Origin of the sequence: Stenotrophomonas maltophilia (assembly GCF_047782825.1) — a bacterium.
GTDB lineage: Bacteria > Pseudomonadota > Gammaproteobacteria > Xanthomonadales > Xanthomonadaceae > Stenotrophomonas.
Genome location: NZ_CP180589.1, coordinates 3,304,402 through 3,320,000 on the forward strand (window position 1 = coordinate 3,304,402; position 15,599 = coordinate 3,320,000).

Genomic DNA, 15,599 nt, shown 5'->3' on the forward strand with positions numbered 1-15,599 from the left:
CCGAGCACCGCATGGCCATTTCCAAGCACACTCCCGCCCTGTTCAACGAAGGCCTGCCGGACCCGCGCCTGCAGCAGTTCCGCATGCGCCGCCTGCAGGTGCACAACTGGGGCACCTTCAACGGCCTGACCGAAGTGCCGATCGCCGAGCGCGGCTTCCTGTTCGTCGGCCGTTCCGGCTCGGGCAAGTCGACCCTGCTCGATGCCATGTCCGCGCTGCTGACGCCGCCGGCCATCGTCGACTTCAACGCCGCCGCGCGTGAAGCCGAGCGCAGTGGCCGCGACCGCAACCTGGTGTCCTATGTGCGCGGCGCCTGGGCCGACCAGCAGGACAGCGGCACCGGCGAAATCGCCACACAGTACCTGCGCAAGGGCGCCACCTGGACCGCGCTGGTGCTGGAATACCGCGCCGGCGATGGCCGCGTGGTGTGCCTGGTGCGCCTGCTGTGGATCTCCGGCAACGGCACCTCGGCCGGCGATGTGCGCAAGCACTACATGATCGCCGAGCGTCCGTTCGACATCGCCAAGGACCTGGGCGGCTTCGACCTGGACCTGCGCAAGCTGAAGCAGAAGCTGGCCGACATCCACCACTTCGATACGTTCTCCGGCTACGCCGAGCGCTTCCGCCACCTGCTGGGCATCGACAACGAAATGGCGCTGCGCCTGCTGCACAAGACGCAGTCGGCGAAGAACCTGGGTGACCTGAACGTCTTCCTGCGCGACTTCATGCTGGATACGCCGCGCACCTTCGATGCCGCAGAGCGTCTGGTCAACGATTTCGCTGAACTCGATGGCGCGCACCAGGCCGTGGTCACCGCCCGTCGCCAGGTCGAAACCCTGCTGCCGGCGCGCGCGCACTACACCGAGCTGAAGCACATGCATCGCCAGCGCGGCGATGATGAAACCCTGAAGCTTGGCATCGACAGCTTCCGCGAAAGCCGCCGCCAGCTGCTGATCGAAGCCCGCCTGCGCGAGATGGATGTGCGCGACCGCGGCCTGCTGGGCGAAGAAGCCCAGCGCCGCGCGGCGCTGGACAACCACACCGAGCGCCTGGCCGAACTGGAGCTGCAGCGCCGCCAGCAGGGCGGTGAGCGCATCGAGGAACTGGAACGCGAACAGGGCCGCGCCGAAGCCGAGCGCGACCGCCGCCTGGCCAAGCAGGCGCAGGCCCGCGAGGCCGCGCGCCACCTGCAGGCCGAGCTGCCGGAAGATGCGCACGGTTTCTCCGAACTGGTCGAGCGCGCGCAGAACGAACTGCAGGATCGCCAGCGCGCTTCGGCAGCATTGGACGATGCGATCAGCGAACGCCTCGGCGGCAAGCGCGATGACGAGCGTCGCTTCGGCGAAGTGCGCGGCGAACTGGAGGCGATGCAGCGCACGCCGTCCAGCATCCCCGCGCCGATGCAGAAGCTGCGGGCGCGCCTGGCCGAAGAGACCGGAATCTCCGAAGCTGCATTGCCCTTCGTTGGCGAACTGATCCAGGTCCGCAGCGAAGAACAGAACTGGCAGGGTGCGATCGAACGCGTGCTGGGCGGTTTCGCGCAGTCGCTGCTGGTGGACGACAAGCACTACAACGAGGTGGCCGACTGGGTGAACCGCACCCACCTCGGCATGCGCTTCACCTACTACCGCGTGCGCCGCAACGATGATGCGTTCGCCCGCGAGCCGTCCGCGCGTTCGCTGCTGCACAAGCTGGAACTGCGCGACCATGCCTTCGAAGGCTGGCTGCGCCGTGAGCTGGGCAAGCGCTTCGATTACGAATGCGTCGACGCCAAGCAGCTGCGCAACGTCGACCGCGGCATCACCCGCGAAGGCCAGGTCAAGCATCCGGGCGACCGTTTCGAGAAGGACGACCGCAGTGCGGTGAACGACCGCCGCCGCTGGATCCTCGGCTTCAACAACCGCGACAAGCTGGTCGTGTTCGAGCGCGAAGCGCAGGAACTGGCCAAGCGCATCGCCAGCTGCGATACCGATATCGCCAGCCTGCGCGGCCAGCGTGACCGCGACAACGAACGCCGCCTGGCCTGCCACGAACTGATCGGCATCCAGTGGAACGAGATCGACGCGGCCGCACCGCAGCAGCGACTGGCCGATATCGAAGCCACCCTGCGCGACCTGCGCGAGGGCAACGCCGATCTGGCCCGCCTGGCCCAGCAGATCGATGCCGTACGCGCCGACATCGAACAGGCTCGCCGTACCTACGAGGACACCCGCGTCGAGCGTGGCCAGCTGGTACGCGAACGCGACCGCCTGGACCGTGCCCGCCAGCAGAGCCGTGCCCTGGTGCTGCCCGCGCTGGGCGAGGAGCAGGAAGCCGGCCTGGCCGAGCGCCTGCAGGAGCAGGGCCCGCTCAGCCTGGAAACGCTGGAAGCGAACATGCGCCAGGTCAGCAATGCGTTGAACGAGCAGCTGTCCTCCTCGCAGCAGGACGTCAACCGCGTCGAGAACCTGCTGCTGGGCTGCTTCCGTCGCTTCATCCAGCAGTGGCCGGAGGAATCGGGCGACTTCACCGTATCGGTGGCGTCGGCCGACGACTTCCTGGCCCGCCTGGAGCGCCTCGAACGCGATGGCCTGCCGCAGCACGAAGAGCGTTTCTTCGATCTGCTGCAGAACCAGAGCAAGAACAACCTGCTGGCCCTGCAGCGCCACAGCGCCGAGGCCCGCAAGTCGATCGGCCAGCGCTTGGACGAGGTCAATGCCAGCCTGGAACAGGTGCCGTTCAACCGTGGCACCCTGCTCACCATCGAACTGAACGACCGCCGCCTGCCGGAAGTGGGTGAGTTCCACCTGCAGCTGCGCGAGGTGCTGTCGCAGCAGCAGACCGAACAGCGCGAGCTGGCCGAAACGCAGTTCACTGTGCTGCGCCAGCTGGTCAACCGGCTGGGTTCACAGGAAGGCGAGGACAAGCGTTGGCGCGAGCTGGTGCTGGACGTGCGCATGCACGTCGAGTTCATCGGCGTTGAACTGGACGCGGAAACCCGCCAGCAGGTGGAGATCTACCGCAGTGGTGCCGGCAAGTCCGGTGGCCAGCGGCAGAAGCTGGCCACCACCTGTCTTGCGGCGGCATTGCGCTACCAGCTGGGCGGCGCCGACAGCCAGCTGCCCAGCTATGCCGCCGTCGTGCTCGACGAAGCCTTCGACAAGGCCGACAACGAGTTCACCGCGCTGGCGATGAACATCTTCGACAACTTCGGTTTCCAGATGGTGGTCGCCACCCCGCTGAAGTCGGTGATGACGCTGGAGCCGTTCATCGGCGGTGCCTGCTTCGTCGAGATCAGCGGCCGCCACGATTCGGGCGTCCTGCTCATCGAGTACGACGAAGAAGGCAAGCGCCTGAAGCTGCCCGAACGCAGCCGCCAGCAGGCCAACGAACCGGAAGAAGCCGAGGCCTGACCGCCTCGGCCGGAAGGGGTAGAGCCGGGCCACGCCCGGCAATCCCCTGTAGTGCCGAACCATGCTCGGCTGCACGCCGCGGCCGGCAACAGCGTGCCAACCAAGGTCGGCACCTACCGGAAGCCGCCCTGGTCTCGCTCCTTTATCCGATCGCCCACATGGGAATCAGGCGCCAGCGACTCTTGCAACTTTCCTCATATCCTTTCAGGTGATCCCGGCTCAGCTTCGGTTGTGCTTGGACAGCGTGAGTCGACGCGTCCTTGCATCTACCCATCTCCAAGGAGGAACTGAAGCATGAAGGCGATCTTTGTTGGTCCGCTTCTACTTGCAGCAGTCGTCGGATTGAGCGGCTGCGGCCCGGCAAGCTATGAAGTCAGTGCAGGTTGCGAACAAGGCAAGCGATGCAAGATCCAGGGAAAAATCAGTGGGACATTTGGTGGCAAGAGCAACGCGCCACTGTATCAGCGTCTCCTGAGCCTCACGTCGGCCGAACTTCCGGATGCCAATGATTTCGTGATTGATGTCGGGGGTTCCTCCGTGGCGTTCCCTGGCTCGGGTTCCACCCGGTTGCGACTGGTGGATGAGTCGACGGGCCGCGAAGTTGCGTCCCGCAGCTTTGCCTGGGTGCGTGCCGGAAATACGTTGAGGCTGGATGATCCCAATGCAGTCAACGCCTGGGTCGCTGCCGAGGGCGGGAGCGCCAATGCGCTGCGCTACGACATGGGCCAGATCAACGTAGGTGCGCGGCCAGGGCCCAATACGATTGTCGTCGCATCTAAGTACAGAGGCATCAGCCGAGCATCGATGAGCTCGGATTTCACCGTCTGCACGATCTATCCGTCACCCTATCCATGCCGGATGTAACAACGAGCCGGATCTGGTCTTGGGCAAGCAGCGCATCAGCGTTGCTTGCTTCTGCGCTCCTGCCGGGGTGCGCGTGGCACCAGCTCCCTCCGCGCACACTTGTTGGCAAAGAAGGCGCATCCGGCATCATCGTTCGCGGGGCAGGCGAAGCGATGGGTATTCAAACGCTATCGATTCTTCCGGGGCCGGAATCGACTGAAGTGCCGACGCCAAAGGCCAGTTGTAATGCCGCCAGCGTACATGTCCAGATATGGGCCGCCGTCCATGATGCCCAGTGGTCCGAGCGTACATGCAGTGCTGCTGCCCGGGCTGCGGCCGCCTCCCTCGAGGGTGTGGGAGCATCTGGAATGCGCGTGCGCTACCGGATTACCTTGGTCAACGACGGTGGTGGCAGCTGGATACACAGAAGTGCAGCTCGCGACGGTGTAGCTTCACTAGCCTTCTGGTTTCCTGCGCAGCATCCCATCAGCGATGTGGAATTGGCTCGTGTTGTCCGCACCACGGCGCATGAGTTTCATCATGCCGGATTGGCATGGGGTGGGTCACCACGCAGAGTCTGGGCCGATGAGCCGGCAGCCTACGCAGTGGGTGCCTGTACCCAGCTCGCCGTCCTTGGCAGGCTTCGCCAGGAATGGCTTCCTCCTGCGCATGATTGGCAAGAAGCGCCCTTGCAAGATCAATCAGTCATGCGCTCGTCCAGAGCAGGAGCGGACCTGCACGTCCGTCTCCTCCCGTTCTTCGAAGGACGAGAGGAGATCCTGCTTGATTCCTTGGCCGGCCAAGCGGTTCTGGCATGGTGCCGGGGCGCACGCGTCCCGCGCTGAAACAGCAGACAAACCAAGGTTGGCACCGACCAGATCATTTCGCGCACTCACGCCCCGCGGAACGTATCCCACGCCATCCGCGCGATCAGCACCACCACCAGGCCCACGAACAGCTTGCGGATGAACGGCGTGCCGCCCTTCAGCGCCAGCCGCGTGCCCACCACCGACCCGATGATGTTGGCCGCCGCCATCGGCAGCGCGAACAGCCACAGGATGTTGCCGGTGGGAATGAAGAACGAGATCGCCGCCACGTTCGTCGCCAGGTTCACCACCTTCGACGCCGCCGAGGCGCGCAGGAAATCCAGGCCGAAGAAACGCACGAACAGGAAGATCAGGAAGCTGCCCGTGCCCGGCCCGAAGAAGCCGTCGTAGAAACCGATGGCCGCACCGATGGCCAGGGCGATCACCAGCTCGCGGCGGCCGATCTCCTGCGGCCGGTGCAGCGCACCGAAATCCTTTTTCCACAACGTGTAGCCCAGCATCGCCACCAGCAGCACCAGCACCAGCGGGCGCACCGCGTTCTTGGGCAGCAGGCTGACCGCCGTGGCACCGGCGAAGGAGAAGATGAAGGCGGTGCCGGCAGCGAACAGCACCGGCTTCCATGGGAAGCGCACGTTGCGCGCGTAGCGCCAGGCCGCCGCGCCGGTGCCGAACATCGAACTGAACTTGTTGGTGCCGAACAGCATCGCTGGGGTCTGCTGCGGCAGCACCGTGAACAGTCCGGGCAGCTGCACCAGGCCGCCGCCACCGACGGCGGCATCAACCAGGCCGGCGATGAAGGCAATCACCACCAGCCACCACAATTCGGGGGGTACCAGTTCCAGCACGGCGGTCAATCAAGATGGGGGCGCGACAGCATACGCCCATCGCCGATGGATGCTGGCCGCCGGCCGCGCGACAATACCCGCATGAGCCGAAAACCCGCCGATCCCTGTCCCTGCGGCCTGCCCGCCGCCTACAGCACCTGCTGCGGCCGCTACCACGCTGGCGAAGCCGCGCCCGATGCCGAGCGCCTGATGCGCTCGCGCTACAGCGCCTATGTGCGCCACCTGGCCGATTACCTGCGCCAGACCTGGCACCCGGACACCCGCCCGGCCGAACTGTCGCTGGACGAGGCACCGGGCCAGCGCACCCAGTGGCTGGGCCTGACCGTGAACGAACACACCGTCACCGGCACCGACAGCGCCGAAGTCCGCTTCACCGCCCGCTACCGCATCGGCGGTGGCAGCGCGGTGCGGATGACCGAGCACAGCTGCTTCCTGCGCATCGACGGCCGCTGGTACTACCTCGACGCGGTCTGAGCCTCAGCCGCCGCGCACGGCCAGTACGCGCTGGCCACCGTGTGCGCAGACCCGGTTGCGGCCTTCTTCCTTGGCCGCGTACAGGGCCTGGTCGGCGGCCTTGACCACCCCGGCCGGGCGCGCATCGATGCGGCTGTCGGCCAGGCCGATGCTTACCGTCACCTGCACCACCTTGCCGCTGCCACCGCGGCCGCGCTGCTGCTGCCCGGCGGTGTCGTCGCGGCTGCGCGTGCTGCGGTCGCGCAGCTGCATGCGGCTGTCCTCGATGCTCTGCCGCAGCGCCTCCACTGCGTCCACGCAGGCCGCCGCCGGCCGGTCCAGGAACACGACCGCAAATTCCTCGCCGCCATAGCGGAACGCGCGGCCGCCATCTCCCACCCGTGCCAGGCGCGAGGCCACCAGCTTCAGCACATCGTCGCCGGTGTCGTGGCCATGGGTGTCGTTGAACTTCTTGAAGTGGTCCACGTCCACCATCGCGATGCTGTAGGTGCCCGCCGCGCGTTGCAGGGTCTCGTTGAACGCGCGACGCCCCGGCAGCCCGGTCAGATCATCGCGGAAGGCCATGTGGAAGGATTCCTGCAGGGTGGCGCCCAGCATCAGCAGCAGCGCCGCCACGCTCAGCGCCGGCAGCAGCGCCGGTTGCAGGAAGATGCGCGGCAGCATCCACCACAGGCACAGCAGGGCCAGCAGCATGGCCGTATGCAGGGGCCGTGGCCGCTGCCAGGCCTGCCAGCCCAGCGCGGCGGTCGCCAGCAGGAACAGCAGGGCGGGCAGCTGCGCCAGCGCGTTCCAGTCACTGGGTATCCAGTCGAAGTGCCGGTTCGACAGCAGGTCGTGCATGCCCTGCGGCTGCTGCGCGGCCAGCAGGATGAAGATCGCCAGCACCGTGCCCGTGCCGATCCCGCGCAGCAGCAGATCCTGGCGGCGCCGGCCGCGCTCCGGCCACAGCGCATGCACGGCCACCAGCAGTGGCAGCCAGGTCGAGATCGCGTGGAAGCGCAACGGCGTCAGCGGCGTGACCCGGCCGTTGTGCAGGTAATGGGCCAGGTCCGGGTGCAGTACGGCGAAGGCGGTCGCCACCAGCAACAGCAGGCACAGCGTGCGCACCTGGTTGTACAGCAGGGCCAGGCCGGCACCCAGGCAGGCCAGCAGCCAGGGCAGCACGCGCTGGCCGGCGCGGCCGACATCTTCATTGCCCAGGGTGGCCCACAGCACCAGCGCGACCAGCACGGCGGGCAGCACGAACAGGTAATGCGCAGGCTGTCGGAGCGGATGATGGGACAAGCGGAATTCCAGCGCGGTCACCACACGGCCGCAGCATTGCCGTTAGCGGCGCTGGCGCAGGGTTCTTGAATACGGGGGGTGTGAACGCGGTGCTGCCACGCCATGACATCGCGCTCACCCCGCGCGGCCGAAGCTGTTGCCATGGACAGCGCAACCGCCGCCGTCGCTGCCCCGCAGCGTGAACTTGCCCGCCACTTCGCCCACGTGCGGGGGCGCAGCCTGCAGTTGGCCGCCCCGCTCAGCGCCGAAGACGCGATGCTGCAGAGCATGGACGATGCCAGCCCGAGCAAATGGCACCTGGCCCACACCACGTGGTTCTTCGAACGCTTCGTGCTGGCCAGCCTGGCGGGCCACCAGCCCTGGGACCCGGCCTGGGATTTCCTGTTCAACAGCTACTACAAGAGCCTGGGCCCGGCCCATGCGCGACCGCGCCGCGGCCTGCTGTCGCGGCCCTCGCTGCAGCAGGTGCGCGACTACCGCCAGCACGTCGATGAACAGGTGCTGGCACGCCTGCTGGACGGCGACCTTGGCGACGAGGCGCTGCGCCACCTGCAACTGGGCCTGCAGCACGAACAGCAGCACCAGGAACTGCTGCTGACCGACATCAAGCATGCGCTGTGGTGCAACCCGCTGCAGCCGCCCTACCGCGAAGACCTGTCGACCACCGCCGGCATGCCCAGTGCACAGGGCTGGGTGGAGCAGGGCGAACGCATCGCCAGCATCGGCGCGGCGCGCTGGCCGCAGAACGCCGCCTTCGCCTATGACAACGAATCGCCCGTGCACCGCGTGCTGCTGCCAGCACATGCACTGGCCGAACGCCCGCTCAGCAATGGCGAATACCGCGCCTTCATCGATGCCGGGGGTTACCGCGATCCCCGCCTGTGGCTGAGCGAGGGCTGGGCCCTGTGCGAAGCCGAAGGCTGGCAGCACCCGCTGTACTGGCATGACGATCTGCAGCGCGAATACACCCTGGGCGGCTGGCGCGCGCTCGATCCGCACGCGCCGGTCTGCCACCTCAGCTATTACGAAGCCGATGCCTGCGCCCGCTGGTACGACGCGCGCCTGCCCACCGAATTCGAATGGGAGGCCGCCGCCGCCGCACAGCCGCTGGCCGGCCATTTCGCCGACGATGACCACCTGCACCCGCAGGCGGGGCAGGGCAGGGGGTTGCGCCAGCTGTTCGGCGATGTCTGGGAATGGACCGGCAGTGCCTACGGCGCGTACCCCGGCTTCCGCCCGTTCGCCGGCAACCTGGGCGAATACAACGGCAAGTTCATGTGTGGCCAATGGGTGCTGCGCGGTGGCAGCTGCGCCACCCCGCGCGGCCACGTGCGTGCCAGCTACCGCAACTTCTTCATGCCACCGGCGCGCTGGCAGTTTTCCGGCATGCGCCTTGCGAAGGATCTTCCATGAGTACCGTGCAGGACGCGCTGCAGGCGCTGACCGACCTGACCCCCGGCCGCCAGCAGATCCTGGCCGATGCCGTGGCCGGCCTTTCGCGCGCCGCGCGCCAGCTGCCATCCAAGTACTTCTACGATGCACGTGGCTCGCGCCTGTTCGAGCAGATCACCCACACCCCGGAGTACTACCCCACGCGCACCGAGCTGGCCCTGCTCGACCGCGTACTGCCGGAGATCGCACAGGCGGTGGGGCCGCATGCGCATGTGGTCGAACTGGGCAGCGGCAGCGGCCGCAAGACCGCGCGCCTGCTGGCCGCGCTGCACGATCCGGTGGCCTATACCCCCATCGAGATCTCACGCGCGGCCCTGCTGGCCAGCATCGACCACCTGGCGCCGGCACTGCCCGAAGTGGAGATGCTGCCGGTCTGTGCCGACTTCACCCGCCCGGTGCAGGTCCCGCAGCCGGAACGCCCGGCAGCGCGGCGCCTGCTGTTCTTCCCCGGCTCGACGCTGGGCAACTTCGCTGGCGATGACGCGATCGCCCTGCTGCGCGCCATGCGCCAGACCATGGGCCCGCAGGGCCTGGCCCTGGTCGGTATCGACCTGCACAAGGATCCGGCCCTGATCGAGGCCGCCTACAACGACGCCGAAGGCATCACCGCCGCGTTCACCCTGAACCTGCTGGCCCGCCTGAACCGCGAAGTGGGCAGCGATTTCGACCTCGACGGCTTCCGCCACCAGGCGCGCTACAGCACCGCGCGCCTGCGCATCGAAACCGATCTGGTCAGCCAGCGCGAGCAGGATGTGCACCTGGACGGCCAGACCTTCCACTTCCAGGCCGGGGAACCGATCCGCGTGGAATACAGCCACAAGTACACCGACAGCAGCTTCGGCCATCTGCTGCAGCAGGCCGGGCTGGAAGAAGTCGCGCAGTGGAATGCGGCCCATCCGGCGTTCGGCCTGCGCCTGCTGCGCCCGAGCAGTCCGCAGCGGTAGCACCGCCGGGCCATGCCCGCGGCCTGCGCGTTACCATGGCGGCAGCACCGGCAACACGGAGTACGCCATGCCTTTCCTGACCACGCTCGGCCTGGCCGCCGCGTTGGCCGCGCCCTCGATGGCGCCAGCCAAGCCCGCCGCCATGCCGGACCCGGCCTTCGCCCGCTGCATGACGCAGCTGCAGGCCAGCGCCGCCGCCCAGGGCATCGGCGCCGATCGCTTCAGCGCCCTCACCGCAGGCCTGCAGCCCGATCCCAGCGTGCTGCCATTGCTGGATGCACAGCCCGAATTCACCACGCCCATCTGGGATTACCTGGCTGCCCTGGTCGATCGCCAGCGCGTGGATGAGGGCCGCGCCCGCCTGCAGCAGCATCGTGACCTGCTGCAGCAGGTTTCGGCGCAGTACGGTGTCGATCAGGCCACCATCGTCGCCGTCTGGGGCGTGGAAAGCGACTACGGCCGCGTGTTCGGCAAGCGCCCGCTGCTGCAGTCGCTGGCCACGCTGTCGTGTGCCGGTCGCCGGCAACCGTTCTTCCGTGGCGAATTCCTTGCCCTGCTCAAGCTGATCGACCAGGGCGATCTGCAGGCGCAGGGCCTGACCGGCTCCTGGGCCGGGGCCTTCGGCCACACCCAGTTCATGCCCAGCACCTACGCCCGCATTGCCGTCGATGGTGATGGCGATGGCCGCCGTGACCTGGTCGGCAGCATCCCCGATGCGCTTGCCTCCACCGCCAACTACCTCAAGCGCGCCGGGTGGCGCAGCGGTGAGCCCTGGGGCATGGAAGTCCGCATTCCCGACGGCTTCAGGACCGGGTTGGCCGGACGCACCCAGCGCCGCGCGCTGGCCGAGTGGCGCACGCTGGGCATCACTGCACTGGATGGCAGCGCGGTGGCTCCGCCAGGCCTGCCTGCCGATGCCCGCGCCGCCCTGCTGCTGCCGGCGGGCAGCAAGGGCCCGGCCCTGCTGGTGTTCCGCAACTACGATGCGATCTACAGCTACAACGCTGCCGAAAGCTACGCGCTGGCCATCGCCACGCTGGCCGACCGCCTGCGGGGTGGCACGGGCCTGGCCACCGCCTGGCCCACGGACGATCCGGGCCTGGGCCGCGACGAGCGTCGCCAGCTGCAGACCCTGCTGCTGGCCCGTGGCCACGACATCGGCGCGGCCGATGGCATGATCGGCAGCGCCAGCCGGCGCGCGATCCAGGTTGAACAGCGCCGCCTGGGCTGGGCCGAAGCCGATGGCCGTGCCGGCCAGCGTATCCTGCGCGCGCTGCAGGGCCAGCCGGGCACCCCGGCCACGCCCACCCGTTTCAGTCTTCCTGCCAACTACAGCGCCGCGCAGTCGCCGGCCATACGGAGTCGATCCACCGTGCAACAGATCCAGGGTGTCAGCAGCGGCCAGTTCCAGGGACTCGATGCCTGGCTGATCGAAACCCCCGAAGCCACGGCCGCCATCAGCGTGTTCGGTGGCCAGTTGCTGTCTTTCGTGCCCAAGGGCCAGCAGGATGTGATGTGGCTGTCGCCGCGGCGCGCCGAACTGCCCACGCCCATCCGCGGTGGCAGCCCGGTGTGCTGGCCGTACTTCGGCCGCCAGGGGCAGGGCAACGATGTACCTGCCCACGGCTTCGTGCGCACCCTGCCCTGGGAACTGCAGCAGGCGCGCCGCCTGGATGACGGCAGCATCGAACTCACCTTGGCCCCGCCGCCGCTGCAGAACCTGGGCCTGCGCCTGTCGATGACCGTGCGCGTGGGCCGCGAGCTGCGCCAGCAGCTGCTGACCGAAAATACCGGCACCGCGCCGGTCAGCCTCACCCAGGCCCTGCACAACTACTTCCGCGTGGGCGATGCCACCCGTGTCGAGGTGGATGGCGTGGACGGCGTGGATTACCAGGACAAGTTCGAGAACTACGCCCAGACCCGGCGCCAGCAGGGGCCGTGGTCGCTGCGCGATCCGCGTGATCCGGGCCGCAGCGACCGCATCTACAGCCCGGCGGCGGGCCGCTACGTGCTGCGCGACCCGGTACTCAAGCGCCGCATCGAACTGCGCACCGAAGGCAGCCGCTCGCTGGTGGCCTGGAACCCGGGGGCCGAGGCCGCTGCCGGCATGGCCGATGTCGGTGATGGCTGGCGCCACTATGTCTGCCTGGAGGCCGCCAACGCCGGTCCCGATGTGGTGACCATCGCCCCCAAGGGCCGCCACGTGTTGGTGCAGACGCTGTCGGTGTCGCCACTGTAAGCGGCGCGCGGCGCCTTCCTTCGTTCAACAGGAACACGATCCATGCAGGATGCGCAGTGGTACTACGCTGTGGGCCACGAATCGAGGGGCCCGGTCGACCTGGCCGGGCTGCAGCGTCTGCAGCAGCAGGGCGATGTGGTGGCCAGCACCTTGCTGTGGTGCGATGGCATGGACCGGTGGCAGCCCCTGCACACGCTGCAGCCGCGCGCTGAGCCGCTGGACAGCGTGCCGCCGCCGATCACCCCGCAGCCGCTACCGGTGGCGCTTGAGCCGCTGCCGCTGGCATTGGCGCCGCAGGGTGCGGGCGCGGAATCCGAGCAGCCCGACAATCCCTATGGTGCGCCGGCGACCGTCACCGCTGCCCCGCTCATCCTGCCGCTGGGGGCCGGGCTGGAGGGCGACCTCGGTCGCTTCGCCGCCGTGGTCGGCGGCAACTTCCCCAGCTATCGCCAGCAGTGGCGGCTGGACCAGGGCAGCCCCTGCGCTGCCGGCACCTGGCACTGGGCAGGTTTCTTCCTCGGTTCCACCTGGTTTGCCTACCGGCGCCTGTACCGCCCGCTGGCGATCAGCGTCGGCCTGCTGCTGGTCGGTCTGATGGTGGACCTGCTGCTGCGGACTGGCGGGGTGCTGTTCTGCCTGGCCTTGCTGGCGGTGGCGATCATGGGCGGGCGCGGCTACCGCACCTACCTTGCCCATTGCCAACGCGAACTGGCGCGGGCGCAGGCGCTGCACCCGCAGGATGAGGACGCGCTGCGCCGTGAGCTGTCCCGTCGTGGCGGCACCACGGTGCCGGCTACCGCTGTCACCCTGTGTGCCATGTGGCTGCTGTTCTCGGCAGCGGCTTCCCTGCTGGGCGTGGGCTGACGGCTGCGGCCCGCTTCAGATCCCGCGCGGCCTGCCGCTACTGCAGGCTCTCTTCCGGCAAGGATGGCCCCCCATGTCCGCACTCGATCCGCAGGCCGCACCGGCCAGCGCGAACCCCTACCAGGCGCCCGGCGCCGATGCTGAGCCGGCCGCCCCTGCCCAGGGTTCCGGCGGCCCGCCGGATGATGCCGACTACCTGACCCTGGTGGTCGGCCCCAACGCGGCCCACTACCGTCGCTACTGGCATGTCGACAGCCCGGTGCCGAAGCCACCGCGGCGCTGGAACTGGGCAGCACTGCTGTTTGGCACCCTGTGGATGGTGCACCGGCGGATGTACCTGGCGGGCGCGGCCTACTATGTGATCACCACTGTGGTGCCGATCCTGATGCTGCTGGCCGACGCCGGTATCGGCCAGATCGCTGCCGCGATGGTACTGGCGCGCGTCGCCCTGGCCATCTTCGCCAACGGGCTGTACCTGCGGCACTGCAGCCGCCTGCTGGCCAGGGTGGAAGCGGCCCATGCCGGCCAGCCGAACCGGATCCGCGCCGAGCTGCTGCGCCGTGGCGGCACCCGCGCATCGGCGGTGGTGGTCTGCCTGGCCCTGATCTACGGCCTGCGCTACATCACTACAGGCATCCTGCAGATGTACCACTGATCCTCAGGCCGTCGCCCGCGGGCGCAGCACCAGCAGGCAGAGCGAGCCGGCCACCAGCCCCCAGAACGCCGAGCCGATGCCGCCCAGGGACATGCCCGAAGCGGTCACCAGGAAGGTGACCAGCGCCGCCTCGCGGTCACGTTCCACCGCCAGGGCGCTGGCCAGGCTGTTGCCGATGGTGCCGAACAGGGCGATACCGGCCACGCAGGCCACCAGCTCCTTCGGGAAGGCCGCGAACAGCGCCGCCACCGTGGCCCCGAACAGGCCGATCAGGATGTAGAACGCACCAGCCGCCATCGCCGCCGTGTAGCGGCGCGCCGGATCCTCATGGGCATCGCGGCCCATGCAGATCGCAGCGGTGATCGCGGCCAGGTTCAGCGCATAGGCACCGAACGGCGCCAGCACGGTGTTGACCACGCCGATCCAGCCGATCACCGGTGAGATCGGTGCGTCATAGCCGGAGGCACGCATCACCGCCACGCCGGGAATGTTCTGCGAGGCCATGGTGACCACGAACAGGGGCAGGGCAATGCCGGCCACCGCCTTCCAGGACAATGACGGCGGCACCCAGTGTGGAACCGCCAGCTGCAAGTGCAGGTCCTGCGCGTGCAGCAGGCCGCGGCTGGCTGCGATGGCGATGCCGACCAGCAGGGTGGCGATCACCGCATAGCGGGGGAACAGGCGGCGCCCGGCCAGCCAGGTGGCAAACATGGCCAAGGCCAGCACCAGCTGGGTGTTCACCGCGACGAAGACATCCAGGCCGAAGCGCAGCAGCACGCCGGCCAGCATGCCAGCGGCCAGCGCCATCGGCACGCGCCGCATCAGCTTGGCGAAGATTCCGGAAAAGCCGGCCACCATGCCCATCACTGCCGCCAGGAGGAAGGCACCGGTCGCCTCGGACAGTGACGCACCGCCGGCACCCACCACAAGCATCGCCGCACCCGGCGTCGACCAGGCCGTGACCACGGGAACGCGGTAGCGAAGGGACAGCCCGATACAGGTCACACCCATGCCCAGTCCCAGCGCCCACATCCATGATGCGATCTGCGCCTGGTCGGCGCCGACCGCCTGTGCGGCCTGGAAGACGATCACCGCCGAACTGGCGAAGCCCACCAGTACCGTAATGAAGCCTGCCACGATCGCCGGAAGCGAAAGATCGCGCCACCAATGCCTGTGCGTCTGCGTGCCCATTGCTGTCTTGTCTGTGTCCATCCCTGCATACATAGCGCCTGCGGCGTTGACCGCGCAACGCGCGGGCAACGCTGCCGTGATGCCGGCACGCGTGTCATGCATGGCACAGCGGCCATCGTTGTCATCTTCCTGAAAAAAAAAGGTTGACGAATCCTGCAGGATCTCTAGAATTCGCCCCCTCGCTGCGGTGCGGCAACTTCTCCGGAAGTCACCCCTCCACAGCAACGCCACACCGGCGGACGAGATGATCGAACGAAGGTGTTGACGGACTCAAAAAGTCCGGCATAATAGGCGGCTCGCAACGACGAAAGGCCTTCGGGTCCAACGACGAAGCAGCATCGGCAACAACGTCCACTTCGGTGAGACGACCTTGAAAAAAGGTGTTGACGAAGCGGAAAAGCCGGCTATAATGGGCGGCTTCGCTACGAAGGAAACTTCGCAGCACACGGGAATGGCGCTGAGGCCACTTCCCCAGATCTTTGAAAGTATGCGCAGGTATCTTGTGAAGGCGCCTGCAGGAAGGATGATTGTCCATCTTGCAGACGTTTGATCAAGCAACTATTAATTGTTTTAAAGCAAGCGATACGTT

The 15,599-nt window shown here is 67.7% G+C and carries 11 protein-coding genes; 8 read left to right on the forward strand and 3 right to left on the reverse strand.

Annotation, left to right across the window (positions count from 1 at the left end; all coding sequences use genetic code 11):
* The first annotated feature begins 11 nt into the window (after positions 1-11).
* Both ACM2ZB_RS15355 and ACM2ZB_RS15360 read left to right on the forward strand, forming a co-directional pair.
* Positions 12-3,392 carry an ATP-binding protein gene (locus ACM2ZB_RS15355; RefSeq protein WP_313441217.1) on the forward strand — a complete coding sequence of 1,127 codons (3,381 nt, stop codon included), beginning with the start codon at positions 12-14 and terminating at the stop codon, positions 3,390-3,392.
* Positions 3,393-3,686: 294 nt separating this feature from the next.
* Positions 3,687-4,256: a hypothetical protein gene (locus tag ACM2ZB_RS15360; protein WP_313441215.1), complete on the forward strand. Its 570-nt coding sequence runs from the start codon at positions 3,687-3,689 to the stop codon at positions 4,254-4,256.
* 871 nt (positions 4,257-5,127) lie between these two features.
* Here ACM2ZB_RS15360 and ACM2ZB_RS15365 read toward each other — a convergent pair.
* A complete protein-coding gene (locus ACM2ZB_RS15365; RefSeq protein WP_416056090.1) occupies positions 5,128-5,907 on the reverse strand; it encodes a sulfite exporter TauE/SafE family protein in 780 nt (259 codons plus the stop codon).
* A gap of 81 nt (positions 5,908-5,988) precedes the next feature.
* On the opposite strand from ACM2ZB_RS15365, the gene ACM2ZB_RS15370 reads away from it, so the two are divergent.
* The gene (locus ACM2ZB_RS15370; RefSeq protein WP_416056091.1) at positions 5,989-6,381 is read left to right on the forward strand and encodes a YchJ family metal-binding protein; all 393 of its coding nucleotides are present in this window, start codon (positions 5,989-5,991) and stop codon (positions 6,379-6,381) included.
* 3 nt (positions 6,382-6,384) lie between these two features.
* Here ACM2ZB_RS15370 and ACM2ZB_RS15375 read toward each other — a convergent pair whose 3' ends face one another.
* On the reverse strand, positions 6,385-7,665 hold the full coding sequence (locus ACM2ZB_RS15375) for a diguanylate cyclase (RefSeq protein ID WP_416056092.1): 1,281 nt from the start codon (positions 7,663-7,665) through the stop codon (positions 6,385-6,387).
* A gap of 141 nt (positions 7,666-7,806) precedes the next feature.
* On the opposite strand from ACM2ZB_RS15375, the gene egtB reads away from it, so the two are divergent.
* From egtB to ACM2ZB_RS15400, 5 genes are all read left to right on the forward strand, one after another.
* Positions 7,807-9,078, forward strand: coding sequence for an ergothioneine biosynthesis protein EgtB (egtB, locus tag ACM2ZB_RS15380; protein WP_416056093.1), 1,272 nt, complete (start codon positions 7,807-7,809; stop codon positions 9,076-9,078).
* Positions 9,075-10,061: an L-histidine N(alpha)-methyltransferase gene (egtD, locus tag ACM2ZB_RS15385; RefSeq protein ID WP_416056094.1), complete on the forward strand. Its 987-nt coding sequence runs from the start codon at positions 9,075-9,077 to the stop codon at positions 10,059-10,061. Before egtB ends, egtD begins: the two co-directional genes overlap by 4 nt.
* A 118-nt stretch (positions 10,062-10,179) precedes the next feature.
* Positions 10,180-12,300, forward strand: coding sequence for a lytic murein transglycosylase (locus ACM2ZB_RS15390; RefSeq protein ID WP_416058563.1), 2,121 nt, complete (start codon positions 10,180-10,182; stop codon positions 12,298-12,300).
* Positions 12,301-12,342: 42 nt separating this feature from the next.
* Entirely contained in the window at positions 12,343-13,164 is an 822-nt protein-coding gene (locus ACM2ZB_RS15395) for a GYF domain-containing protein (protein WP_416056095.1), read from the forward strand.
* Positions 13,165-13,237: 73 nt separating this feature from the next.
* Positions 13,238-13,819, forward strand: coding sequence for a DUF2628 domain-containing protein (locus ACM2ZB_RS15400; RefSeq protein ID WP_313441201.1), 582 nt, complete (start codon positions 13,238-13,240; stop codon positions 13,817-13,819).
* Positions 13,820-13,822: 3 nt separating this feature from the next.
* On the opposite strand, the gene ACM2ZB_RS15405 is transcribed toward ACM2ZB_RS15400, so the two are convergent.
* Entirely contained in the window at positions 13,823-15,010 is a 1,188-nt protein-coding gene (locus tag ACM2ZB_RS15405; RefSeq protein ID WP_416058564.1) for a benzoate/H(+) symporter BenE family transporter, read from the reverse strand.
* Positions 15,011-15,599: the final 589 nt, after the last annotated feature.